This window comes from Pseudomonas fluorescens, from assembly GCF_012974785.1.
Taxonomy (GTDB): domain Bacteria; phylum Pseudomonadota; class Gammaproteobacteria; order Pseudomonadales; family Pseudomonadaceae; genus Aquipseudomonas; species Aquipseudomonas fluorescens_BT.
On the sequence record NZ_CP027561.1, the window covers coordinates 3,790,290 to 3,812,142 of the forward strand.

Annotated in this window: 26 protein-coding genes; 12 read left to right on the forward strand and 14 right to left on the reverse strand. The window is 60.1% G+C overall.

The features are described 5' to 3' along the window. Positions 1 to 15: 15 nt before the first annotated feature. Positions 16 to 1,035, forward strand: a complete 1,020-nt coding sequence (locus C6Y56_RS16950) for a branched-chain amino acid aminotransferase (RefSeq protein WP_085698139.1) — start codon at positions 16 to 18, stop codon at positions 1,033 to 1,035. Positions 1,036 to 1,087: 52 nt separating this feature from the next. On the opposite strand, the gene C6Y56_RS16955 is transcribed toward C6Y56_RS16950, so the two are convergent. From C6Y56_RS16955 to C6Y56_RS16965, 3 genes are all read right to left on the reverse strand, one after another. Next, positions 1,088 to 1,927, reverse strand: coding sequence for a TIGR03915 family putative DNA repair protein (locus C6Y56_RS16955; protein WP_169430857.1), 840 nt, complete (start codon positions 1,925 to 1,927; stop codon positions 1,088 to 1,090). Further along, positions 1,924 to 3,144 (reverse strand): putative DNA modification/repair radical SAM protein, encoded by a 1,221-nt coding sequence (locus C6Y56_RS16960; protein ID WP_169430858.1) that lies wholly within the window; start codon positions 3,142 to 3,144, stop codon positions 1,924 to 1,926. The genes C6Y56_RS16955 and C6Y56_RS16960 overlap by 4 nt, the downstream gene beginning before the upstream one ends. Positions 3,145 to 3,232: 88 nt before the next feature. Beyond that, positions 3,233 to 3,988, reverse strand: coding sequence for an ArsR/SmtB family transcription factor (locus C6Y56_RS16965; protein WP_169430859.1), 756 nt, complete (start codon positions 3,986 to 3,988; stop codon positions 3,233 to 3,235). A gap of 79 nt (positions 3,989 to 4,067) precedes the next feature. Here C6Y56_RS16965 and C6Y56_RS16970 point away from each other — a divergent pair, with 79 nt between their 5' ends. Next, positions 4,068 to 5,168, forward strand: coding sequence for a cytochrome P450 (locus C6Y56_RS16970; RefSeq protein WP_169430860.1), 1,101 nt, complete (start codon positions 4,068 to 4,070; stop codon positions 5,166 to 5,168). Here the strand turns inward: C6Y56_RS16970 and dmeF are convergent. The 3 genes from dmeF to C6Y56_RS16985 all read right to left on the reverse strand — a co-directional run bounded on the left by dmeF (position 5,165) and on the right by C6Y56_RS16985 (position 6,858). After that, the gene (dmeF, locus tag C6Y56_RS16975; RefSeq protein WP_169430861.1) at positions 5,165 to 6,085 is read right to left on the reverse strand and encodes a CDF family Co(II)/Ni(II) efflux transporter DmeF; all 921 of its coding nucleotides are present in this window, start codon (positions 6,083 to 6,085) and stop codon (positions 5,165 to 5,167) included. The two genes, C6Y56_RS16970 and dmeF, sit on opposite strands and share 4 nt — an antisense overlap. A gap of 11 nt (positions 6,086 to 6,096) precedes the next feature. After that, entirely contained in the window at positions 6,097 to 6,372 is a 276-nt protein-coding gene (locus tag C6Y56_RS16980) for a metal/formaldehyde-sensitive transcriptional repressor (protein ID WP_065258432.1), read from the reverse strand. 174 nt (positions 6,373 to 6,546) lie between these two features. Beyond that, positions 6,547 to 6,858, reverse strand: a complete 312-nt coding sequence (locus C6Y56_RS16985; protein ID WP_169430862.1) for a helix-turn-helix domain-containing protein — start codon at positions 6,856 to 6,858, stop codon at positions 6,547 to 6,549. Between the two features lie 527 nt (positions 6,859 to 7,385). Here C6Y56_RS16985 and C6Y56_RS16990 point away from each other — a divergent pair. The 5 genes from C6Y56_RS16990 to C6Y56_RS17010 all read left to right on the forward strand — a co-directional run bounded on the left by C6Y56_RS16990 (position 7,386) and on the right by C6Y56_RS17010 (position 10,073). Then, positions 7,386 to 7,757 carry a DUF6124 family protein gene (locus C6Y56_RS16990; RefSeq protein ID WP_169430863.1) on the forward strand — a complete coding sequence of 124 codons (372 nt, stop codon included), beginning with the start codon at positions 7,386 to 7,388 and terminating at the stop codon, positions 7,755 to 7,757. Positions 7,758 to 7,767: 10 nt separating this feature from the next. Then, the gene (locus tag C6Y56_RS16995; RefSeq protein ID WP_169430864.1) at positions 7,768 to 8,049 is read left to right on the forward strand and encodes a hypothetical protein; all 282 of its coding nucleotides are present in this window, start codon (positions 7,768 to 7,770) and stop codon (positions 8,047 to 8,049) included. 209 nt (positions 8,050 to 8,258) lie between these two features. Further along, positions 8,259 to 9,482: a colicin E3/pyocin S6 family cytotoxin gene (locus tag C6Y56_RS17000; RefSeq protein WP_169430865.1), complete on the forward strand. Its 1,224-nt coding sequence runs from the start codon at positions 8,259 to 8,261 to the stop codon at positions 9,480 to 9,482. 15 nt (positions 9,483 to 9,497) lie between these two features. Continuing rightward, entirely contained in the window at positions 9,498 to 9,737 is a 240-nt protein-coding gene (locus C6Y56_RS17005; RefSeq protein WP_169430866.1) for a pyocin S6 family toxin immunity protein, read from the forward strand. 27 nt (positions 9,738 to 9,764) lie between these two features. Beyond that, positions 9,765 to 10,073, forward strand: a complete 309-nt coding sequence (locus tag C6Y56_RS17010; protein WP_249314308.1) for a hypothetical protein — start codon at positions 9,765 to 9,767, stop codon at positions 10,071 to 10,073. A gap of 73 nt (positions 10,074 to 10,146) precedes the next feature. Here C6Y56_RS17010 and C6Y56_RS17015 read toward each other — a convergent pair whose 3' ends face one another. Then, positions 10,147 to 10,485 carry an FKBP-type peptidyl-prolyl cis-trans isomerase gene (locus C6Y56_RS17015; RefSeq protein ID WP_007952931.1) on the reverse strand — a complete coding sequence of 113 codons (339 nt, stop codon included), beginning with the start codon at positions 10,483 to 10,485 and terminating at the stop codon, positions 10,147 to 10,149. A gap of 141 nt (positions 10,486 to 10,626) precedes the next feature. On the opposite strand from C6Y56_RS17015, the gene C6Y56_RS17020 reads away from it, so the two are divergent. Continuing rightward, positions 10,627 to 11,703, forward strand: a complete 1,077-nt coding sequence (locus tag C6Y56_RS17020) for a sensor domain-containing diguanylate cyclase (protein ID WP_169430868.1) — start codon at positions 10,627 to 10,629, stop codon at positions 11,701 to 11,703. 3 nt (positions 11,704 to 11,706) lie between these two features. Here the strand turns inward: C6Y56_RS17020 and C6Y56_RS17025 are convergent, their stop codons facing one another. Further along, complete coding sequence (locus C6Y56_RS17025; protein WP_169430869.1) at positions 11,707 to 12,171, reverse strand: hypothetical protein; 465 nt, start codon at positions 12,169 to 12,171, stop codon at positions 11,707 to 11,709. 100 nt (positions 12,172 to 12,271) lie between these two features. Then, positions 12,272 to 12,580 carry an RcnB family protein gene (locus C6Y56_RS17030; protein WP_169430870.1) on the reverse strand — a complete coding sequence of 103 codons (309 nt, stop codon included), beginning with the start codon at positions 12,578 to 12,580 and terminating at the stop codon, positions 12,272 to 12,274. Between the two features lie 248 nt (positions 12,581 to 12,828). On the opposite strand from C6Y56_RS17030, the gene C6Y56_RS17035 reads away from it, so the two are divergent. Both C6Y56_RS17035 and C6Y56_RS17040 read left to right on the forward strand, forming a co-directional pair. Continuing rightward, positions 12,829 to 14,121, forward strand: coding sequence for an MFS transporter (locus C6Y56_RS17035; protein ID WP_169430871.1), 1,293 nt, complete (start codon positions 12,829 to 12,831; stop codon positions 14,119 to 14,121). A gap of 10 nt (positions 14,122 to 14,131) precedes the next feature. Then, positions 14,132 to 14,902 (forward strand): substrate-binding domain-containing protein, encoded by a 771-nt coding sequence (locus tag C6Y56_RS17040; RefSeq protein ID WP_169430872.1) that lies wholly within the window; start codon positions 14,132 to 14,134, stop codon positions 14,900 to 14,902. On the opposite strand, the gene C6Y56_RS17045 is transcribed toward C6Y56_RS17040, so the two are convergent. Continuing rightward, on the reverse strand, positions 14,892 to 15,806 hold the full coding sequence (locus tag C6Y56_RS17045; protein ID WP_169430873.1) for a LysR family transcriptional regulator: 915 nt from the start codon (positions 15,804 to 15,806) through the stop codon (positions 14,892 to 14,894). The genes C6Y56_RS17040 and C6Y56_RS17045 overlap by 11 nt on opposite strands. A 164-nt stretch (positions 15,807 to 15,970) precedes the next feature. Here C6Y56_RS17045 and C6Y56_RS17050 point away from each other — a divergent pair, with 164 nt between their 5' ends. Next, entirely contained in the window at positions 15,971 to 17,779 is a 1,809-nt protein-coding gene (locus C6Y56_RS17050; protein ID WP_169430874.1) for a monovalent cation:proton antiporter-2 (CPA2) family protein, read from the forward strand. A gap of 111 nt (positions 17,780 to 17,890) precedes the next feature. Here the strand turns inward: C6Y56_RS17050 and hcnC are convergent, their stop codons facing one another. The 4 genes from hcnC to C6Y56_RS17070 form a co-directional block, all read right to left on the reverse strand. Further along, on the reverse strand, positions 17,891 to 19,150 hold the full coding sequence (gene hcnC, locus C6Y56_RS17055) for a cyanide-forming glycine dehydrogenase subunit HcnC (protein WP_169430875.1): 1,260 nt from the start codon (positions 19,148 to 19,150) through the stop codon (positions 17,891 to 17,893). Next, entirely contained in the window at positions 19,143 to 20,552 is a 1,410-nt protein-coding gene (hcnB, locus tag C6Y56_RS17060; protein ID WP_169430876.1) for a cyanide-forming glycine dehydrogenase subunit HcnB, read from the reverse strand. Before hcnB ends, hcnC begins: the two co-directional genes overlap by 8 nt. After that, positions 20,549 to 20,863 (reverse strand): cyanide-forming glycine dehydrogenase subunit HcnA, encoded by a 315-nt coding sequence (gene hcnA / locus C6Y56_RS17065; RefSeq protein ID WP_169430877.1) that lies wholly within the window; start codon positions 20,861 to 20,863, stop codon positions 20,549 to 20,551. Before hcnA ends, hcnB begins: the two co-directional genes overlap by 4 nt. Positions 20,864 to 21,106: 243 nt before the next feature. Continuing rightward, positions 21,107 to 21,646 (reverse strand): hypothetical protein, encoded by a 540-nt coding sequence (locus tag C6Y56_RS17070; protein WP_085732264.1) that lies wholly within the window; start codon positions 21,644 to 21,646, stop codon positions 21,107 to 21,109. Here C6Y56_RS17070 and C6Y56_RS17075 point away from each other — a divergent pair. After that, on the forward strand, positions 21,639 to 21,848 hold the full coding sequence (locus C6Y56_RS17075; RefSeq protein ID WP_169430878.1) for a hypothetical protein: 210 nt from the start codon (positions 21,639 to 21,641) through the stop codon (positions 21,846 to 21,848). The two genes, C6Y56_RS17070 and C6Y56_RS17075, sit on opposite strands and share 8 nt — an antisense overlap. Positions 21,849 to 21,853: the final 5 nt, after the last annotated feature.

Genomic DNA, 21,853 nt, shown 5'->3' on the forward strand with positions numbered 1-21,853 from the left:
GTGATAGAGGGTGTCATGGGTAACGAAAGCATCAACTGGGACAAGCTGGGTTTTGACTACATCAAGACCGACAAACGCTATCTGTCGTACTTTCGCAATGGCGAGTGGGACAAAGGCACCCTGACCGAAGACAACGTGCTGCACATCAGCGAAGGCTCCACTGCCCTTCACTATGGCCAGCAATGCTTCGAAGGCCTGAAGGCCTATCGTTGCAAGGACGGCTCGATCAACCTGTTCCGTCCGGACCAGAACGCCGCGCGCATGCAACGCAGCTGCGCCCGCCTGCTGATGCCGCATGTGTCCACCGAGCAGTTCATCGAAGCGTGCAAGCAAGTGGTTCGCGCCAACGAGCGCTTCATCCCGCCTTACGGCACCGGCGGCGCGCTGTACCTGCGTCCGTTCGTGATCGGCGTGGGTGACAACATCGGCGTGCGTACCGCACCTGAGTTCATCTTCTCGGTGTTCGCGATCCCGGTCGGCGCCTACTTCAAGGGCGGCCTGACCCCGCACAACTTCCAGATCTCCACCTTCGACCGCGCCGCGCCACAAGGCACCGGTGCCGCCAAGGTCGGTGGCAACTACGCCGCCAGCCTGATGCCGGGCTCCCAGGCCAAGAAAGCGCACTTCGCTGACGCCATCTACCTGGATCCGCTGACCCACAAGAAGATCGAAGAAGTCGGTTCGGCCAACTTCTTCGGGATCACCCACGACAACAAGTTCGTGACCCCGAACTCGCCGTCGGTACTGCCGGGTATCACCCGTCTGTCGCTGATCGAACTGGCCAAGTCCCGTCTGGGCCTGGAAGTGGTCGAAGGCGACGTGTTCATCGACAAGCTGTCGGACTTCAAGGAAGCCGGTGCCTGCGGTACTGCTGCGGTGATCACCCCGATCGGCGGCATCAGCTACAACGACCACCTGCACGTGTTCCACAGCGAAACCGAAGTTGGCCCAGTGACCCAGAAGCTCTACAAAGAGCTGACCGGCGTGCAGACCGGCGACATCGAAGCGCCAGCAGGCTGGATCGTCAAGGTCTGATCTGACAGCCATATGCACAAAAGCCCCCATCGAGTGATCGATGGGGGCTTTTTTATTCGCCTCGCTCGCTGGCCTTCATGGCAATCCGTTTGCCCGCACGACCGGCAATTCCGCTCGCCTGTCCGTTCTGCTGCTTGCCCATTCGTGCCTGGGTAATCAATCCGGGAATCAGCTCCCCCTCCGGCAGGTTCTTCCAGAACCGCATTGGCAAATGCCCCTGCATGACTTTCTCGTTCAACCGCGCCGGGTTGAAGATGTGGCTGTAGTACGTCAGCCATAAGTCACCGTGGGGATCATCGACGTTCTGCGCCAGTTGCTGCCATTCCACTGGGCATTGGCGTTGATGGATCAGTTGTTCGCCATCGTAATAAACCCCATCACGCGGCGTGGCGATCAGCCAGCGATGACGCCCCATGCGCCCGATGAAGTGTTCGCTGGCACTGCGCAGAATGTCGTGAGCCGCTTCGTGCCACGCCACGTATTGCGGGCCCGGCAGCTCTGGCGGGCGCTCGATGAAACGCACAAACGCATGCAGATGATGGGCTTCGCGTTGCACCTGCTTGATCCGCCGTTGCAACTCGCTGCCCAGCTTGTCGCCGGCCATCATTGCCGTGCGATCGCCATGGCTGACCCGCCACAGCACTTCATAAAGCAGACTCCAACGCTGATCCCCACGGTAGCGTGATGCTTGTTCGAGGGTGTCGAGCAACGCGCGTGGAATACGCGCCTGAAACGGTCCCTGCCCTTCGGGTACCGACACGTCACTGGCAAACAGATCACTCACCCCTTCCGAAGCCCAGCTCACCAGACTCGGATCGATTTCATGGCTGAGCAGCCAGCGGGCCTGTCGGCGCCAAGTGTCGAACAGGTCGTCGCAGTCGAGATTGATCATCCCCACAGCCCCATCTGCTGCGGCATCGGCCGGTCGCGCAACTGCTGATAGAGCATCTGACTGGTGACCTCCGCTTGCTGCGGGTGATAGTCGCTGGTGATGATGAATGGCTTGGCCTTGGCCAGCACACAGCGCATGCGGGCTACGTCTTCGTAGCGAATGCGCCGCTGCCGACGCAGCTCCACCAGACGTTCGGTGGTCCGTAGGCCGATGCCGGGAATGCGTGAGATCAACGCCGGTTCGGCGCGATTGAGGTCCAGCGGAAACACCTCGCGGTTCTGCAGCGCCCAGGCCAGCTTCGGGTCAATGTCCAGCGCCAGATTGCCCGGCCCCTGAAGCAACTCACCGGCGCTGTAGCCGTAACTGCGCAACAGAAAATCCGCTTGATACAAGCGGTGCTCGCGCATCAGCGGCGGCGCCGCCAGCGGTACACTTTTCGGGCTGTCTGGAATCGGGCTGAATGCCGAGTAATAGACCCGGCGCAAACGGAAGTTGCCGTACAAGGCCTGGGCGCTGTGGAGGATGGTGCTGTCGTCGGTGTCATCGGCGCCGACGATCATCTGCGTGCTCTGTCCGGCCGGGGCGAACTTCGGGGCGCGGGGTTCGTTGAGCACGGTCTGTACGCCGGTGTAGATCGTGTTCATCGCCTGCTTGATCGAGCCGATCTGCTTCTCCGGCGCCAGGGTTTGCAGGCTGGCATCGGTGGGCAATTCGATGTTGACGCTCAGGCGATCGGCGTAACGCCCGGCCTCTTCGATCAGAGCGGGATCGGCGTCAGGAATGGTCTTGAGATGGATGTAGCCACGGAACTCATGTTCTTCGCGCAACAGCTTCGCGACACGCACCAGTTGCTCCATGGTGTAGTCCGCCGAACGAATGATCCCCGAGCTGAGAAACAACCCGCTGACGCAATTGCGCCGGTAGAAGTCCAGGGTCAGCGTCACCACTTCCTCTGGCGTGAAACGCGCCCGCGGCACGTCGCTGGAGCGGCGGTTGACGCAGTATTGGCAGTCGTAGAGGCAGAAATTGGTCAACAGGACCTTGAGCAGCGACACGCAACGCCCGTCCGGCGTGTAGCTGTGGCAGATGCCCATGCCGTCGGTGGAGCCCAGCCCGCTCCTGCCCTCGGAGCTGCGCTTGGGCGCGCCGCTGCTGGCGCAGGAGGCGTCGTACTTGGCGGCGTCGGCGAGGATGCTGAGCTTGTCGATGATTTGCATGGTACGGACTCGATACTGTTCGCATATACAGTATAGAGTCCGTCCACGGGCCACAAGCCGTAAAACGACCCTTTGTCAGTCAGACGTTTTACAGTCGAGTGTCAGCTGCGATGGTCGAGGATTTGGGCATCGGGACAGGCTGCATCGCTTCGGGCAATTGCACCCCGAACCGCGCCGCCATTTCCTTACGCCCCACCGCCGTCAACGTCAGCGCCCGACTGTCCAGATCCTGCGTCACCCATTTGCGCTTCAACGCTGTCTGCAGCAAAGCCGCTCCAAGTGATCCACCCAGATGTGGCCGACGCATGCTCCAGTCCAGGCATGGGCAGGCAAAGCGTCGACGCAGGGTCGACAAATCCCTGACCTCGACTCCCAGCCCTTCGAACAGCACCTCTCCGCTCGCGCTCAAGCGGTAGGCCTGCTCATCGGTTTCCATCAGCCAACCACCCTCCAGCAATCGGTCATGCAGCAACACCGCCAGCGTCCCGGCCATGTGGTCGTAACAGGTGCGGGCAAACTGCAGACGGTCCGGTGTATGCGGTTTGAAGGTCGGCGCAGGGCTCTGACCAATCACCATCAGCGCTTCCAGTGCCTGGGCCACGCGCTTGTCGGCGAGACTGTAATAACGATGGCGGCCCTGCACGTGCAGGCGCACCAGCGCCAGTTCCTTGAGTTTGGCCAGGTGCGCACTGGCGGTCGAGGCGCTGACGTCGGCAAGAGTCGCCAGCTCCGTGGCGGTGCGGGCGTGGCCGTCCATCAGCGAGCACAGCATTTTCGTTCGCGCCGGTTCCGCGATGGCGGCGGCCACTTGCGAGACGCCGATGTCTGGATGTTCTGCGTGCATATTTCGCTCCCGGACGAATCATCGCCCTCAAGGACTGCAGATAGTAGCAACACTTTCCCCACCGACAAGGTTGCGATCCATGGACCCGATCATCGCTGCGACTCACGCCGATCCCTATCCCTACTACGCCGAACTGCGCGCGGCGGGAGGTCTGACCTTTCATCACGAAGTGAAACTGTGGGTGGCCAGCAGTGCCCGGGCGGTTTGCGCCGTCCTGGCGAATCCGGATTGCCGGGTACGTCCGGTGCAGGAGCCGGTGCCCAAGGCGATTGCCGATGGCATGGCGGGCAAGGTGTTCGGCCAGTTGATGCGCATGAATGAAGGCGAGAGTCAGCGCTGCCCCCGTTCGGCCATTGAGCCGCCACTCGGGCTTATCAAGGACGAAGCTGTCAGGGCGCTGGTCGCCGCAAGGTTGATCACCCACGATGCCGACGGCTTATATAAGGCAATGTTTCGCGGGCCGGTGTGCGTGGTTGCGGCGCTGCTCGGATTCTCCCCGGCGCAAGCGCGAACGATCAGTGAGCTGACCGCGGATTTTGCAGCGTGCCTGTCACCGCTGAGCAATGACTTGCAACTGGCGGCAGCCCATCGAGCGGCGGAGCAATTGCACGGTGACTTCATTGAATTACTGGCAGATCCGAACCCGTTTCTCGCCGACATTCAGCAGCGCTTTTCAGGCGAAGAAGACGCACTGATCGCCAACCTCATCGGTCTCTGCTCGCAAACCTTTGAAGCCACCGCCGGACTGATCGGCAATGCGCTGGTGGCGTTGCAGCGACAGCCGGAATTACGCGACGCATCGGTAGACTCGCTGTTGGCCGAAGTCCAGCGCTTCGACCCATCGGTGCAGAATACCCGGCGGTTTGTCGCGAACACCTGCGAAGTCGACGGCGTGCGACTTGAAGCGGGCGACGTGATTCTGGTGTTGCTCGCCTCAGCCAACCGCGACCGGGCACTGAATAAAAACCCTGATCAGTTTCTGCCGGATCGCCCCAACCGCCGCAGCTTCACGTTCGGCAGCGGCCGTCACCAATGCCCGGGGCAAAGGTTGGCGCTGACGATTGCCAGCGCCACCGTAGGTGAAATCCTCGCCCATGACATCGACCTGAAGCGGTTCGTCTGGCACTACCGCCCTTCCCTCAATGGGCGGATTCCATTGTTTTGCGAGGCAACGAGTTAAGCGTTTCGCAATTCGATCGTCAGGTGCGACAACTCATGCACAGGCGCCAGTCGCTCGCGAATCGCCTCGGCCGTTACGCCCGCAGCCGCCACCACACTGACAATCGCTGCCCGCGCCTGCGGGCCGACCTGCCAGACGTGCAGGTCGCTGATGCGCACGTCGTCGGAGGTTTCCAGCAGTTCACGGATCTCTTCGGCCACCGGTTCATCGGTGGTGTCGAGCAGTACGGCGGCGCTGTCACGCATCAGGTTCCAGGCCCATTTGGCGATGACGATGGAACCGACGATGCCCATCACCGGGTCCATCCAGACCCAGCCCAGATAACGGCCGGCAAGCAGCGCGGCAATCGCCAGCACCGACGTCAACGCGTCCGCCAGTACATGCACGTAGGCTGAACGCAGGTTGTTGTCGTGATGATGGTGATGACCATGATCGTGGCGATGGCCGTGGTCATGATGACCGTGATGGCCGGCCAGCAGAAAAGCGCTGAGCAGGTTGACGCCCAGACCGACCACGGCGATCAAGGTTGCTTCGCCGAACGCCACACTGGTGGGCTCGAACAGGCGGAAAATCGACTCCCCGGCAATGCCCAGCGACACCAGCCCCAGCACCATGGCCGAGGCAAAACCCGCCAGATCGCCGACCTTGCCGGTGCCAAAACTGTAACGGCGGTTGTTGGCGTTACGACGGGCAAAACCATAGGCCGCCGCCGCGATGCCAAGGGCGCCGGCGTGGGTCGCCATGTGGAAACCGTCGGCCAGCAGCGCCATGGAACCGGTGAGGTAACCGGCGGCAATCTCGCCGATCATCATCACAAAGGTCAGGACCACCACCCACAGGGTGCGACGGGCGTTTTCATCGTGGGAGGCGCCAAGAAACTGGTGGTCATGGGAAAAATCATCAGCCTTGAGAGTCATGATTTTGGTACTCACTTGGAATAACGGCGGATGGCTTGCAACAACTCTTCCACGCCCTGGGCGCGGGCTTCGTCGCTAAGGTCGGGATGGGCGACATGCTCGCGGGCGTGGGCCTCGATGAACTGCTCCATCAAACCATTGACCGCGCCGCGAATCGCCGCCATCAGGTGCAACGTCTTGGCACAATCGGCCTCGGACTCCAGCGCCCGTTCAACCGCCTGAACCTGCCCGGCAATACGCCGGACCCGATTGAGCAACTCGCCTTTGTGTTCGTGCGTGTGCGACATACCTATACCCCCTACCCCTATATGGCGAGCATAGTCGCTGTTCGGATCGAAAGGGGCAAGGCCTGCTTTCGACCGTCTGTCGCGGCTTGAAATTTTGATGTGGAAGAATGAGGCGGCGCGTCACACGGCGCCGCTTCTGGAAGGTTTGTCAGAGGCGTTGAGAACCCTCGACTGTCAGGCCCATTGCAGTGGCGGGGACGACGAGAAGCAGAGGTCTACGTCCAGTTGGGCTGCGGCCGACAGGTTGACCAGCGCATCGAGAGAGAACTTGTCGACTTTGCCGTTGAGTACGTCGTTGAGGCGCGGCTGCGTGATGCCGAGACGTTTGGCCGCCTCTTTCTGCGGAAGCTCCCAGGCTCGAATCGTTTCGCACAGCGTGCGCATCAGTTTGGCCCGTAGGCGCATGTTGGCCGCTTCCTGCGGCGTGTCTTCCAGTGCATCCCAGACGCTTGCGAAACGCTGGGAAGAGTTTTGATGATCCGTCATGGTTCAACCTGTTTCCTTGTGCTGGATGTGCCATGCAGGCTATATCGAAATCGATATAAATCAAGTTTGAATTGGCTTATCTGACATTTGGTATCACAAAGCAGAAATTCGCGAGTCGGCACACTTGATAAGCCGACACAGCCCCCCCTTTGGGAGCGAGCTTGCTCGCGATGGCGGACTGAAAAATGACGCATCATTTTGCCTCCATCCGGGAGGCTACATTGCCTTGCGCCTTTGCCTACAACTACGCCAGAATCCGCCGGCTTGTGCGGTTTTGAGGGCGTCGGTAACTTGATTCGCATCACTGAATGGTCAGTGAACGGGTTTAGTCGCTCGATGATTTCTCAAAACTTTACATGTGCTCCAGACAAGTCAGGTGACCTTCATCTGCACTCTATGGCGGCTGTGTGCAGGGCACCCTCGGGTGCGCCGGTTTTGGGAAGTCGCCGGTCGACTAACCTGCGTACAGCTGCCACCTATTCGTTTAGTCGCGAGGTGGTGTCGGCATCACTTTGAGGCTTTCCCGAATGTTCAAATACGTACCCGATCCACCCGAAAAAGACGCTCCCAACGAGTCCGACCCGACTTCGCCCTACTCGTCCACCGACTCAAAGAAACTCCACGAAGCCGCCGAGCGCGCTCTCGACCACTACCTGAAACCCACCGCCCCGAAACAGCACTGCCCCGGCCGCATGTTCCTCATCGCCCCCCACATCGATCAACATGCCTTGCTGGCCCACGCCTGCGAATCGATGGCCTCGGCCAGCGTGATGCTCAGCGACTTCGCCGCGCTGTTGGACCCGCCCTACCGCAGTACCGTCCTGGGCATCGCCCAAGTGGTGATGTGTGGCGAACTCGCCGTGAACCGGGCGCTGGACACTCTCGATGCCACGACCTGAGGAACACCCCATGGAAAGCAAATCCGATGCACACGTCGTCGCCGCCCTGATCTCCATCGGCCTCAACGAGAAAGACAGCCAATGGGCCGTAAAGGCCTGTCTGCTCCTGCTCGAAAGCGAGAGAAAATCCATCGTCACCGCCGCCCTCGAGGCCCTCGTCCAGCTCGCCCGCGATCACGGCAAACTGGACCGGGACCGCGTAATGCCGGCACTTCACAGCGTCAAACGCAGATTTCCGAGCCTGACCAGCACGGTTGCCGCGACGCTGGATGAGATGGCGATGGCTGCGTAATACCCGGGGCGCAAGGCAAGAAAAAACCCGCTGCCTTCGTTGAAGGAGGCAGCGGGTTTTGTGTTTACAACTCATAAGAAATCGCTCCACGGATCTTGCCGAGAGCGTTATTTTGTAACAACCGCTTGAGCTTCAGAACCGTCCTACATCTTTCAAATGCTCATTCAGATAGCGTTCCCAACGCTTTAAAAGTTGGAACAAGGACGCTCATGGCTCGAAAATCAGATATTCCCCGAATACAAAATCCCCCCTCAGGCGACGGGCACCACATCACTACCCGCTATATGACTGCTACCGAACTGGCAGAGCAGGACACCAGACAAAAAAAGTACGACGAGATGCAGGCCAGGCAACAAGCCTACGAAGATCGCTTTCTTCGGCAGTCTCAACAACCGAATCAACACAGCGCCCTAGGGTGTGTATTTACCAAGAGCTGCAACCTCCCCGACGGCGTCATCAATCATGAAAGCCCCGCAGGGTTTATCCCGGTCGAACGACTGGCTGACTTTGGAGCATTCACCTTGCTCGGTGGCCGCGAATTAGATGCGGCGGGAAATATCCCCCTTAAAAGAATAGGTGGTGCCAAGTTACCGTCTGCTATAGGCACGCTTCTCTTGGGAGGCTCGGCTTCTATTGGCACCAGCACAAGCGCCATATCCAGTGTGGGCGCAATCACGGGCGGTGTTGCCGCAGGTGCTTTGGCGGGCATGGTTGCACTTTTGTGGCCATCCAATCTTGGTGACAGTTCACTCTATACCGAAGAACAGCTCAGATCGCTGAAGGAAGGCCGAACACGTATTCGACTACAGGTAGAGCAACAGCCCGATGGCAGTCTCAAAGGGTACGGGTACAACACTCAAAAGCGTCCTGACTGGGAAATGATTCCGGTTGTGCAGTTCACCGCCCAAGGCTCTCGCCAAGTGGCTGACTTTGGCAATGGTGCCACGTTGACCTGGACGCCTGCCGTCGATTCATCCAGCACCTCGGGTATCCCACCGCTGGAAGGTGCCCCACAAACACCGACTATCTGGATTTATCCGCCGACTGAGCAAGCAGACAAAATCATCGTCAACCCGATCTATCCGTCAGAGTACGAGGATTTCATCCTTGTGTTTCCGGCTGACTCCGGGGTGCAGCCTCTGTATGTTGTGCTTTCCAGGCCAGCACTGGGCGGTGATATCAAATACCACAGGCCCCCACGGACACTGCCCGCATTCCCGGATGCCCAGCCAGTCAAATCAAAGAGCAGCGTTCAGGGTGGAGGAGGCAAGCGAAGCCGCTGGAAGGACCGGAAGGGGCGAATATATGAATGGGATAGCAAGACTGGCGCTATTGAGCTTTACAACAAACAAGGCAAACACCTTGGTGAATTCAACCACGAAACCGGTGAACAAATAGATCCCGCAGATCCCGAGAGATCTACCCCGAAGTAATACAGGAGGCTTTTAATGTTTTTATGGATAAGTGGCTTTTTGAAAGGTGATGAAGAGGACGATTCTTTGAAGTTTGAACTGACAGTAAGGCCTGAGGCTGAAGCTGCGGTTCTGGCTTTGCTGGGTTGGGAAAGCTTGGAAGAAAGCGAGGCCGGAGAATGGTTCTTGAATGAAGGTCAGGCCCGGAAAATTGCTTCAATTCTTAATGAACACCTACCAACTGAACTAGATCTTTTTATCGGAGTTCGGGAATAGTTGAGTCTTTCCTATCAAGAACCAACAGTGAGCCACGATGAAGCAGTGAGGCTTCTTGAAAGCGGCGTGAAAAGGAATGTTGTCGCTGGATTGATTTCTATTGGTTTGAACGAATCAGACAAAGTCTGGGCTCAGCAAACCTGCCTGAAGTATTTCGCCAGCAACAATGAGTCAATTGTCACCTCCGCCATTACCGCTCTCGGCCACATCGCTCGCAGGCACGGCGAGCTGGACAAAGATGCCGCCCTCTCAGCACTGGAAGAAGTAAAGACAAGATTCCCCTCGCTGGAAGGCGTGATCGCAGACACGCTTGACGATATTGAGGCATTCACCTGACTCATCGAGTCCTTGCATGCCGAACGTTGTGATCAGGGGTTTCCCTCATCACAACGCACTCGTCCCGCGAGATTCAATCCTCCCGCGTCAAAACCTCCAGCAACTCAATCTCAAACACCAGATTCGAATTCGGCGGAATCTTGCCCATCGTCCGCTCGCCATAACCCAGATGCGCCGGCACCAGCAGTTTGCGCTTGCCACCCACCTGCATGCCCATGATCCCTTGGTCCCAACCCTTGATGACCCGGCCCGTGCCGATCACGCACTGGAACGGTTTGCCCCGGCTCCAGGAGGAGTCGAACTCAGTGCCATCTTCCAGCCAACCGGTGTATTGGGTGGTGATCAATGCGCCTTTGACGGCGGCTTTTCCGTCGCCGGGCTGAAGATCGATTATCTGCAGTTCATCATTCATAACATTCACTCTATTGTTCCGCTGGCCGCCGTTTTCCCAGAAATGCCGGCCCTTGGCAACCGTTTGACCCCACGCTGGCCGTGACGGATGATGGCCACCCGCTACCAATCCTGATCGATACGCCATGTCAGCACCGCTCGAATGACTCAACTCTGGATCAGCCTCGCCATTGTCGTTGTGTTGATGGTCGTGATCGCCGTGCTGATCCGCCGGGAGCGTGCCCTGCGTCGGCAGCTCGACGAATACCGTGAACTGCTCACCCGCGCCGCCGAAGGCCAGAACATCCACCAGGATGGCGATGCCGAACGCTTCAAGCGCAGTCAGTATTTTGCGCGGATCGGCACCTGGGACTGGGAAGTCGACACGGATCGACTCTATTGGTCCGACGCGATCTTCGGCATGTTCGGGTTCAAGATCGGCGAAGTGACGCCTTCCTACGCCCTGTTCTGCTCCTGCGTCCACCCGGACGACCGCGCCAAGGTCCGTGCCGGGGAATTGCGTTGTCTGGAAACCGGTGAAAACCACGACGAGGAATACCGCGTGGTCTGGCCCGACGGCACGATTCGCTGGCTGAGGGAAACCGGCAACGTGGTGAAGAACGATCATGACGCGATGATCAAGATGATGGGCGTAGTGCGCGATATCACCGAAGAGAAGGCCTCGGCCAGTTACCTCCAGCACCTGGCCCACTTCGATCCGCTGACCGGTTTGCCCAATCGACTGGTGCTGGAAGAACGCCTGTCGGAAGCGCTGGAACATGCCCGCGCTACCGAGACCCGGGTGGCGCTGGTGTTTGTCGATCTCAACGGTTTCAAAAGCATCAACGACCGTTACGGTCATGCCGCCGGCGACCGCGTGCTGATCACCACCGCCACGCGTCTGAAACGCATCCTGCGGGTCAGCGACACCGTCGCGCGCATCGGCGGTGACGAATTCGTGGTCATCCTGCAAGGCCTCGCCCCCGGCCTGAATCTGCAGGACGAAGCCCGCAGCATCTGCCAGAAAATCTTCATCGAACTGTCCCCACCCATCACCATCGGCAACGAACAACGCCACATCGGCACCAGTCTCGGCGTCGCCGTCTTCCCCGACCATGCGCCGACCATGGACCGGCTACTGCACATTGCGGATCTGGCGATGTATGAGGCCAAGCGCAGCGGGAACAATCAGTATCGTTTGGGTGGCGGACAGGCGCTGAGCCATAGCCGGGTTGACTGAATCTCAGCGCCCGGGTGTACCGAACACGACGCCATTGAATGTATGAGTGCAGCACTGACAGTTGGGCGTCATATCCTCTGCCTTGAGGTTGGGATTGACGATTTGCAGGCGCTTCTGTTCATCGACATACAGACCATTGAAGAAACTCGACTCACCGAGTCGCACTATTTCTTCCCGGTCACTTTCAAGCACAGCGACCATCCAGAAAACCGGCTCCTGCCGATCCAGCCGCGACACAGCCTCACTGAAAATCTCGTCCCAATCACCACCGACACGCGACAGCAAAAACCGAAACAACGGCGTGTAATCGTAGCCATGATGCTTGATGCCATGCATCGAGCCGCGTGTAGCCTCGCTGTGGATTTCAGCCTTGGTGTTTCGCTGATGCCGATAATGCCCGCCCGGGTTGTTGCGCCAGACGTTGTGGGCCGTGGTGTTTTCTTTGCGGTAGAGGGGTTTCTTTTCCAACGAATTGCTCCTGACATCCAGCCACTCGAAACGCCCCTCGCGTTTTACCGGAACGGCGCTCGAATGCAATCAACCGTCCATGGCCAATTGTTGCTTGAGGTCAGCGCTCCACCGGCTGAATCGCCACAATCGTCCCGTTGGTGATCATCACCATCACGTATTTATCGTTGATCTGCACCCACTGCGCCTGTGGCTCAGGCTGTTTGAGCCCTTTCTGTTTCCAGTTTTTGATGGCTTTTTCGCTGCGCTGATAGATGTCCGGGGCGCGGTCGTTGACGTTCAGTTCGCGGTTGCCGGTCGGTGAGTGTTCGACAGTGTCGTTCGAGGGTTGCGCCGCTTGAACGAGTGGGTTGATCCCGGCGATGCCGGCGACGAGGGCCAGGCTGGCGATCAGGGTCTTGTTGTTCATCGGTGAACCTCCTTCAGATGTGTGATACCAGAACTCCGACTGCGGGGTTCGGGAATCATTCCTTGTTTTTTGATGATGGCGGAGTCGAAAGTATAGCTGCCCACTGCGCGTATTGATCCGTCTTGCACATCAATCCATGCCAACAATGCAATTAACAAATCGATCCCTGCGCGCCACTATCCGCCCCAATAAGAACCGTGCGCCGCCTCCCCGTCGCGCACGTCATAAAAGCGGTGGAGTATTTTTTGATGACAGCCTCAATCCCACACGGCGGCTCGCGGGCCGGCGCCATTTTCCGGGTGACCTCGGGTAACTTCCTCGAACAGTTCGACTTCTTTCTGTTTGGTTTCTACGCCACGCAGATCGCGGCGGTGTTCTTTCCGGCGAGCAGTGAGTTCGCTTCCCTGATGATGACCTTTGCAGTGTTCGGCGCAGGCTTTTTGATGCGTCCGCTGGGGGCTATCGTGCTCGGCGCGTACATTGATGACGTCGGTCGGCGCAAAGGTTTGATCGTGACGCTGTCGATCATGGCCAGCGGCACGATATTGATTGTGCTGGTGCCGGGATACGAAACCATCGGTCTGTTTGCCCCGGCGCTGGTGTTGATCGGAAGGCTGTTGCAAGGCTTCTCCGCCGGCGCGGAATTGGGCGGGGTTTCGGTGTATCTCTCGGAGATCGCTACACCCGGTCGCAAAGGTTTTTTCACGGCCTGGCAGTCGGCCAGTCAGCAGGTGGCAATCGTCGTCGCTGCTGCGCTCGGTTATGGCCTGAACCAATGGATGGCGCCGCAAGCCGTCGCCGATTGGGGCTGGCGGATTCCGTTTTTCGTCGGCTGCATGATCGTGCCGTTCATCTTCTTTCTGCGCCGTAATCTGGCGGAAACCGAAGAGTTCGCCGCCCGCAAACATCGTCCGAGCATGAAGGAAGTGTTCCGCACCCTCGGCCAGAACTGGGGCGTGGTGCTGGGCGGGATGTTGATGGTTGCCCTGACCACCACCGCGTTCTATCTGATTACCGTGTACGCGCCGACCTTCGGCAAAACCGTGCTGCACCTGAGCACATCGGATGCGTTGCTGGTGACTCTGCTGGTGGGCGTTTCCAACTTCTTCTGGCTGCCGATTGGCGGCGCATTGTCTGATCGCGTCGGCCGCCGTCCGGTGCTGATCGCCATGTCGTTGCTGGCCCTGGCCACGACGTATCCGGCGCTGTCGTATCTGGTGCAGGCGCCGAGCTTCAGCCACATGCTGCTGTCGCTGTTGTGGCTGTCGTTTATCTACGGTCTGTACAACGGCGCAATGATTCCGGCGCTGACCGAGATCATGCCGGTGGAGGTGCGGGTGGCCGGTTTCTCCCTGGCCTATAGCCTCGCCACTGCCGTGTTCGGCGGTTTCACTCCAGCAATGTCGACCTTCCTGATTGAGTACACCGGCGACAAAGCCGCACCGGGTTACTGGATGAGCATCGGCGCACTGTGTGCATTGTGCGCGACGCTTTATCTGTATCGCCGGGCCGGCGGTCGCCTGCAACCTGTTACTGCCTGAGAACATCACCATGAAGAAACTGTTTACCGTTACAGCCCTGCTCGCCGGCCTGGCGTTCAACGTTGCCGCCCAGGCCGAAGAACTGCGGGTCATGACTTCCGGCGGCTTCACCGCCGCCTACAAGATCCTGGGGCCGAAATTCGCTGCCGCCACCGGCAACACGCTGGACACCCAACTCGGCCCGTCGATGGGCAAGGCGCCGGAGGCGATCCCCAATCGCCTGGCGCGTGGCGAACCGGCCGACGTGGTGATCATGGTCGGCTACGCCCTCGACGACTTGATCAAGCAAGGCAAGGTCGACCCGGCCTCCCGTGTAGAACTGGCGGACTCGCGAATCGGCCTGGTGGTGCGCGAAGGTGCATCGAAACCTGACATCAGCACCGTCGATGCCCTGAAGAAAACCCTGCTTGATGCAAAATCGGTGGCCTACTCCGACAGCGCCAGCGGCGTGTACATCGAGCAGCAACTGTTCAAGAAACTGGGTATCGAAGATCAGCTGAAACCGAAGGCTAAGATGATCCCGAAAATCCCGGTCGGTTCTGTGGTCGCGACTGGCGACTATCAACTGGGCTTCCAGCAGGTCAGCGAATTGCTGCCGGTGCCGGGGGTGAGTTTTGTGGCCAAGATCCCGGAATCGGTGCAGTCGGTGACGCGCTTTGCGGCAGGGATTCCGGTGGGTGCGCAGCATCCGCAGGAAGCCAAGGCGTTGCTCGCTTATCTGGCCGCACCCGCCGCCCAGCCTGACGTACAAGCCACCGGTCTGGATTCGGTCAAGCGCTGACCGTCGGCGGCTGGACTTTCATTTCCACCACCAGCCGCTCCAGTTCCAGTGCCGCCGGGGTCAGCGTACGACCCCGGCGTTTGATGATGCCGACGCTGCGCATCACTTGCGGATCGATCAGCGGCACCCGCGTCAGGATCGGATGATCCGCCGCCGGCATCGCCATCAGCGGCACCGCCGCCACACCCAACCCTGCTTCCACCAGACCGATCATGGTCGTCACATGCCGCGTCTCGCAAATACTCGGGCGTTGCGGAACCACTTTGGCCAAGGCCTGATCCAGCAGAAAACGGTTGCCCGAGGTCTTGTCCAGCGAGATGTAATCCTGCCGGTAAAACTCGTCCCAGGTCACGCTGCTGCGCCCGGCCAGCGGATGGTCGCGGCGACAGGCAACCACGTAGCTCTCCTGTACCAGCGGATCGAAATCCACACCCGCCTCCTGAGTGCCCATGAAACTCAAACCGAAATCCGCCTCGCCGTTGACCACCGCCGTCAGTACATCGTGAGCGCTGGAATCGAGGACTTTGACTTTGATTCGCGGGAACTGCTGGTGATAGCGGGCAACCACTCGCGGCATGAAGTAATACGCCGCCGACGGCACGCAAGCGACGGTGACGTGACCCTGCCGGTTCGAAGCGACTTCGCTGATGCCGAGCAACGCCACGTCCAGGTCATCCAGCAAACGCTCGACGCTGGGCATGAAGCCGCGCCCGGCCTGGGTCAGGCTGACCTTGCGTGTGGTGCGTTCGAACAGCTTCACGCCGAGGGCGTCCTCGAGTTTTTCGATGCGCCGGCTCAGGGCCGGTTGCGAGATACGCACGGTGTCGGCGGCCTTGCGGAAACTGCCCTGCTCGACCACGGCGCGAAAGGCTTGCAGGTCGTTGAGGTCGAAGTTGATAGCCATGGGAAACTCGGGAGGAATTGATTCGCTGAGGCTATGAATGTAACCAATTGATGCAAATTATTACAGGAGCACATGTGCTCAATCAGGGTCTGCGGTAGATCTGTAATCGTTTCAGCCTTTATCCTTGTCGCCCCCCGCCGTACCGCGTTACTGGAGTTCCGCTCATGCCCCATGAAGGCAATCTGTTGCAAGCCGCTGTCGTGTTTCTCTTGGCCGCCGTGCTCACCGTTCCCCTGGCCAAGCGCCTGCAACTGGGCGCGGTGCTCGGTTACCTGTTTGCCGGGGTGATCATCGGCCCGTCGGTGCTGGGCCTGATCGGCAATCCGCAAAGTGTCAGCCATATCTCGGAACTGGGCGTGGTGCTGCTGTTGTTCATCATCGGTCTTGAGCTGTCCCCGCGACGCTTGTGGGTGATGCGCAAATCGGTGTTCGGCGTGGGTCTGGCGCAGGTGCTGCTGACCGGTTCGGTGATTGGCGTGCTGGCGTTGTCGATGTTCGGCCAGCCGCTGAACAGCGCGATTGTGCTGGGCCTGGGTCTGGCGCTGTCGTCTACCGCGTTCGGCTTGCAAAGTCTGGCTGAACGCAAAGAGCTGACCAGCCCCCACGGCCGTCTGGCCTTTGCGATTCTGCTGTTCCAGGACATCGCCGCGATCCCGCTGATCGCCCTTGTGCCGATGCTCGCGGGGGTCGATCACCACACCAGCACCGCCGACGACGTGCGTCACAGTTTGCAGGTGCTCGGCGGCATCGCCGTGGTGGTGATCGGCGGACGTTATCTGTTGCGTCCGGTGTTTCGCATCGTGGCGAAAACCGGCCTGCCGGAAGTCTCCACCGCCACCGCGTTGCTGGTGGTGATCGGCACCGCGTGGCTGATGGACATGGTCGGTGTGTCGATGGCGCTGGGGGCATTTCTCGCCGGCCTGCTGCTGGCGGATTCGGAATATCGCCATGAGCTGGAAGCGCAGATCGAACCGTTCAAGGGCCTGCTGCTGGGGCTGTTTTTCATCAGCGTCGGCATGGGCGCCAACCTCAGTCTGCTGCTCAGCGCACCGATCACGGTGCTGGGGCTGACGCTGCTGCTGATCGCCCTGAAGTTGCCGCTGCTGTTTGTGGTCGGACGTCTGGCCGGCGGCTTGAGCAAAGTCAGTGCGATTCGCCTCGGCATCGTGCTGGCGGCGGGCGGTGAATTTGCTTTCGTGGTGTTCAAGATCGGCCGCGATCAGGGCCTGTTCGAACCGCGTCTGTACGACTTGCTGGTGCTGACCATCACCCTGTCGATGGCGGTGACGCCGCTGTTGCTGTTGATCTGCGCACGGCTGGTCAGCCCGAAGGTGCAACCGGTGGAAGTGCCGGAGAAGTTCCGCCAGATCGACACCGAAACCCCACGGGTGGTGATCGCCGGCATGGGCCGGATGGGCCAGATCGTGGCGCGGATCCTGCGAGCGCAGAACATCAAGTTCGTGGCGCTGGACACCTCGGTGGAAACCATCGAACTGTCGCGCAGCTTCGGCGGTGTGCCGGTGTTCTACGGTGACCCGATGCGTCCGGAAATCCTCAGTGCGGCCAAGGCCGGGGAAGCGGAGTATTTCGTGATTGCCACGGACGATCCGGAGACCAACATCAAGACCGCCGAGATCGTGCGCAAGCTCTACCCGCACATGAAGATCATCGCCCGGGCGCGTAACCGGCAGCATGTTCATCGGTTGGTGGATGTGGGCGCCGATCCGATCCGGGAGACTTACTACTCCAGCCTGGAAATGAGCCGTCGCACGCTGGTTGGCCTCGGCTTGACCCAAGCCCAGGCCGACGCGCGGATCAAGCGCTTCAAGCACCATGACGAACAGGTGCTCGAGGCTCAGCACGCGGTGTACGACGACGCGGCCAAAGTGCTGCAGACCGCCCAGGAAGCGCGGGCGGAACTGGCCCGGTTGTTCGAGTCGGATCAACTGGAAGAACAATCGGGCAAGTCCTGAAGCTTGCAGAGTTCCAAATGTGGGAGCCAGCCTGCTGGCGATTGCGACAGCTCGGCCACCATCAAGGGTGACTGAACCGGCCTCATCGCCAGCAGGCTGGCTCCCACAAGTTCAGGCTATCTCCAGCTCCCTCTCTTCTTTGGCCGGCGCCACTGCAAACCGGTCCGCCAGAAACGGCGTGATGTCCAGCGGCAACGGTTCATCGTTGATCAGCTTGTCCAGCAACACCCCGGTGATCGCCGACGTCAGTACCCCAGTGCGGAAATGCCCGCAGGCGTTGAGATAACCCTCCACCCCGGCCATCGGCCCGAGAATCGGCAACTCGTCCGGCGAGCCCGGCCGCAGCCCGGCCCAGGTGCGCTTGAGGTTGATGTCCGCCAGTTCCGGCAGACAACGCACCGCGCCCTGCACCAGCCCGGCGATTTCCGGCCAGGTGGTGGTGACGTCAAAGCCTTTGTCCTCGGTGGTGCTGCCGATCAGGATCTCGCCGTTGTCCTTCTGCGCCATGTAGCAATCGCTGGTGGTCAGGCAACCGTTGAGGATTTTCGGCAGGCGTTCGGTGAGCAGGATCTGGCCTTTCACCGGTTTCACCGGAATCCGGATACCCGTGGCCCACTCGCTCAAGTCCGCTGCCCAGGCGCCGGCGGCGTTGATCAGGGTCTTGCAGTGAAACACCCCGGCTTCGGTCGTCTGCACGCCGGTCACCCGCGTACCGTGATGCAGCACGCCGGTGATGTTGGTGTTGACGTACATGTCCACGCCATTCTGCCGGGCGCCTTCGGCGTAGGCGTCGGCGAGGCGGAATGGGCTGACCTGATGGTCGCAGAGAAACTCCAGTGCCCCGCGTGCTTCATGGCTGACGCTCGGCTCGGACTCGCGCAATGCAGCCTGATCGAGCCAGCGCACCTGATCGGCCAGATGCGGGATGCAGCCGACGATGTGCTCGGCGTATAACCGGTCCTCGTCGTCATAAATGACGAATTTGAGCCCGGTCTTTTCGAACTTGAAATCCATCCCGTGGTTGTCGCGCAGCTCGCGGTGCAGTGCCGGGTACAGCGCGTTGGACTGCAAGGCAAAATCGAAGAACGACGGAGGCAGGATGTGCGGCGTGCTTGAATCCACTGCCACCGCCGCGCCCTGGGTTTCGCGCTTGCGATTGGCCGACATCATGCGAAAGAAAATCACCCCGCAGCCCAGCCCCACCGACTCGCCAATCGCCCACAAGCCGCCGGCCGAGGCACGGGTCGCGTTGCCCGGGCGCTTGGCATCGATCATCGCGACCTTGAGGTTTTTGCGCTTGGACAACTGATAGGCGATGGACGCGCCGATCACACCGCCGCCGGCGATGACCACGTCATAGAACTTACTCATGGGAAACGGCCTCCGTGCCGAGGGACTGGAACGCGGAAAATGGAATCGGATCGACCGGGAAACGCGGCCGCAGCCAGCCGACATCCTTGCGTCCGGTGGCTTGACGCAAACGGTCGCTGCAATAGCCGACGCACATCCGCCCCTGACAGTCGCCCATGCTCACGCGGGTGCGCATTTTCAGGCTGGCGATGTCTTGCACGCCCTGCTCCAGCGCCCGGTCGATGTCGGCGCGAGTGGTGTGTTCACAGCGGCAGATCACCGTGTCGGCCGCCGGCAATGCGATCTGCCCGACGCCGCGTTCGGTGTAGCGATCCACCGCCGCGCGGAAACGCACGATGGCTTTGAGTTTGCCCAGGTAACGGTCGCGACGGACACGCGCCAGTTCCTCTTCGAGCACACCGCGTTGCAGCAGGATCGAGGTGGCGGCAATCTTGCCGGCCAGCATCGCTGCTTCACCGCCGCGAATCCCGCCCATGTCACCGGCCAGATGCACGTGGGGTTCGCTGCTCTGCTGCCAGATGTTGGCGTTGGCGCGCAGGTAACCGTCATCGCTGAAGCCGTGATCCAGGCCCATCTGCTGACTCAGTTGCGTGCGCGGAATAAAGCCGTAGCCGACCGCCAGGGTCTTCGCTTCGAAGCGTTCGACGCGGCTCATGTCCGGCTCCCACGTCGCCGAGTACGGCGCCACGCTGACGCTTTTCAGTTCGCCTTCGCCGTGTGCCTCGACCACGCCCCAGCCGTAGTTCATCGGGATGCCGTGCAGTTTCAGGTAGGCCAGCATGCTCAAGCCGTCGAGAAACAGTTGCGGCTTGTTCAACAGCGCCAGACTTTCCTTGGCAATCTTGCCGAACGCGCAGGCCTCGTAGACACCGACCACGCTCACGCCCGACGCGTGCAACTGGGTCGCCACCAGCGGCAACAACGGCCCGGTTCCGGCGATTACCACCGGACCCTGGGGTTTGACCACGCCACTTTTGATCTGTAATTGCAGGCCGCCGAGCATGATTACGCCGGGCAATGTCCAGCCAGGAAACGGCACGCTGCGTTCATGGCAACCGGCGGCCAGCACCAGCTGCGGGTAGCTGATTTCGTGGAGGCGCTCATCGCCATCAAGCACCACCAGTGAACGCGTGCCTTCGGCGCCGACCACCCGGTGATGCAGGCGCACATCGATCAGCCCGGCCTGTTCCTGAAAGTCGCCGTGCAGTTTGCTCAATGCTTCCGAATAACGCGGCCCCAGATAGTCCAGCTGCACACCGTCACGCAGCGGCCCGCGATAAACCACGCCGCCAAGGCGCGACGCCTCCTCCAGCAAGGTGCTGCGCACGCCATGGCGCGCCAGCTCAATGGCCGCCGCCATGGCCGCCGGCCCACCGCCGACGATGACCGGATGCTGACTCATGGCGCCTCCTGTCCGTGAATGCGGTTGGCCTGGGTTTCGACGTGCATGCCGTCACGCACCACGGTCTGACAGGCGCGACGCTTGTGCCGGCCGTTGATTTTCACCAGGCAGCACTGGCACACGCCCATGCCGCAATAGGCACCGCTGACCTGGTTGTGATCGTTGCGCGCGACCTGGCGCACGCCGAGGGACTGAATGACGCTGAGCACGGTTTCGCCGATGGCGGCAGTGACCGGCTGGCCGTTGATGTGGACAGTCATATCCGCCTGCGTCAAAGGCTGGATATCGAAGGTTCTTTCTAGGCAGTGCATTGCAATGATCATCCGTGAAAAGTTCAGGTGAGGTTGAAACAGCTCCTTGCTGCACTACACCTCGCCGGCTCGTGGGGGTTATCTCTCTATCGGGCCGGCAGGTTTATCCCGCTCGCGCAGCAACGTGCGCGCAAGCAATGTAGTCGATCCAGCGGCAAGGGCCTGGAAATTTCACGGTAGGGGATATCGCACCGAGGAATATTGATCCAGGCCATGGAAATGACTGTACGGTTCTGCCGCCGATCAGTTGGAAAACACAAACTGCCCTTTGATCTTTTTCGAGCCGATGAAACCGAGGTCGGGGAACAGCTTGGTTTTCAGCCACGCGACATAAAACACCAGGGCCAGGGTGAGGCCTGCGCTGACCAGCGTGGCCACCGGATCTTCGGCGTAGTCCTTGAACAGACGTGAAAACTGGCTGAGCGAGAGGATCACGAAAACGGTGTAGGTCTGCGCGGAGTACTTGTAAAAACCCCACGCAAACAGCAGAGGGATAGCGCCCCCGATCAGCGTAAGCACCAGAGCCAACCCGAGACTGGAGTTCCAGCCCAGGGCAAATCCGATCAGGGCACCGATCAACGCCTGAATGCCGAATAACACAATCAGAATCGTGACCTTGCGCGCATGCTGCCGTCGCAGTGCCGGGTCAATGCGCGAACCGATCCAGTAAGCCAACACTCGATCCTTGACCGCCCCACCCGACAACGCCTTGAAGGTTTCGGTCTTCGAACGACCGGCATCCAGCATTTCATCCAGTTGCCGCTTGGTTTCCTTCTTGTCCAACGTCTTCATCCTTAAACAGAAATTGAAGCGGCCGATCCGCTTCCGGCGTCGATTCTGGCTGCTGGCTCTCTGGAAAGCAAAAAGCCGCTTCAACCCGAAGGTGGAAGCGGCCGAGGCAAAAGCCCCAGAGGGATCAGTGCACGAACAGGGCGATCAGGATGATGATCGGGATTGGCACGCCGAGGAAAAACAGCAGAAGTGAGCGCA

Coding starts and splice junctions, on each gene's coding strand:
- C6Y56_RS16950 (WP_085698139.1), top strand. CDS start 16: ATGGGTAACGAAAGCATCAACTGGGACAAGCTGGGTTTTGACTACATC.
- C6Y56_RS16955 (WP_169430857.1), bottom strand. CDS start 1,927: ATGATCAATCTCGACTGCGACGACCTGTTCGACACTTGGCGCCGACAG.
- C6Y56_RS16960 (WP_169430858.1), bottom strand. CDS start 3,144: ATGCAAATCATCGACAAGCTCAGCATCCTCGCCGACGCCGCCAAGTAC.
- C6Y56_RS16965 (WP_169430859.1), bottom strand. CDS start 3,988: ATGCACGCAGAACATCCAGACATCGGCGTCTCGCAAGTGGCCGCCGCC.
- C6Y56_RS16970 (WP_169430860.1), top strand. CDS start 4,068: ATGGACCCGATCATCGCTGCGACTCACGCCGATCCCTATCCCTACTAC.
- dmeF (WP_169430861.1), bottom strand. CDS start 6,085: ATGACTCTCAAGGCTGATGATTTTTCCCATGACCACCAGTTTCTTGGC.
- C6Y56_RS16980 (WP_065258432.1), bottom strand. CDS start 6,372: ATGTCGCACACGCACGAACACAAAGGCGAGTTGCTCAATCGGGTCCGG.
- C6Y56_RS16985 (WP_169430862.1), bottom strand. CDS start 6,858: ATGACGGATCATCAAAACTCTTCCCAGCGTTTCGCAAGCGTCTGGGAT.
- C6Y56_RS16990 (WP_169430863.1), top strand. CDS start 7,386: ATGTTCAAATACGTACCCGATCCACCCGAAAAAGACGCTCCCAACGAG.
- C6Y56_RS16995 (WP_169430864.1), top strand. CDS start 7,768: ATGGAAAGCAAATCCGATGCACACGTCGTCGCCGCCCTGATCTCCATC.
- C6Y56_RS17000 (WP_169430865.1), top strand. CDS start 8,259: ATGGCTCGAAAATCAGATATTCCCCGAATACAAAATCCCCCCTCAGGC.
- C6Y56_RS17005 (WP_169430866.1), top strand. CDS start 9,498: ATGTTTTTATGGATAAGTGGCTTTTTGAAAGGTGATGAAGAGGACGAT.
- C6Y56_RS17015 (WP_007952931.1), bottom strand. CDS start 10,485: ATGAATGATGAACTGCAGATAATCGATCTTCAGCCCGGCGACGGAAAA.
- C6Y56_RS17020 (WP_169430868.1), top strand. CDS start 10,627: ATGACTCAACTCTGGATCAGCCTCGCCATTGTCGTTGTGTTGATGGTC.
- C6Y56_RS17030 (WP_169430870.1), bottom strand. CDS start 12,580: ATGAACAACAAGACCCTGATCGCCAGCCTGGCCCTCGTCGCCGGCATC.
- C6Y56_RS17035 (WP_169430871.1), top strand. CDS start 12,829: ATGACAGCCTCAATCCCACACGGCGGCTCGCGGGCCGGCGCCATTTTC.
- C6Y56_RS17040 (WP_169430872.1), top strand. CDS start 14,132: ATGAAGAAACTGTTTACCGTTACAGCCCTGCTCGCCGGCCTGGCGTTC.
- C6Y56_RS17045 (WP_169430873.1), bottom strand. CDS start 15,806: ATGGCTATCAACTTCGACCTCAACGACCTGCAAGCCTTTCGCGCCGTG.
- C6Y56_RS17050 (WP_169430874.1), top strand. CDS start 15,971: ATGCCCCATGAAGGCAATCTGTTGCAAGCCGCTGTCGTGTTTCTCTTG.
- hcnC (WP_169430875.1), bottom strand. CDS start 19,150: ATGAGTAAGTTCTATGACGTGGTCATCGCCGGCGGCGGTGTGATCGGC.
- hcnB (WP_169430876.1), bottom strand. CDS start 20,552: ATGAGTCAGCATCCGGTCATCGTCGGCGGTGGGCCGGCGGCCATGGCG.
- hcnA (WP_169430877.1), bottom strand. CDS start 20,863: ATGCACTGCCTAGAAAGAACCTTCGATATCCAGCCTTTGACGCAGGCG.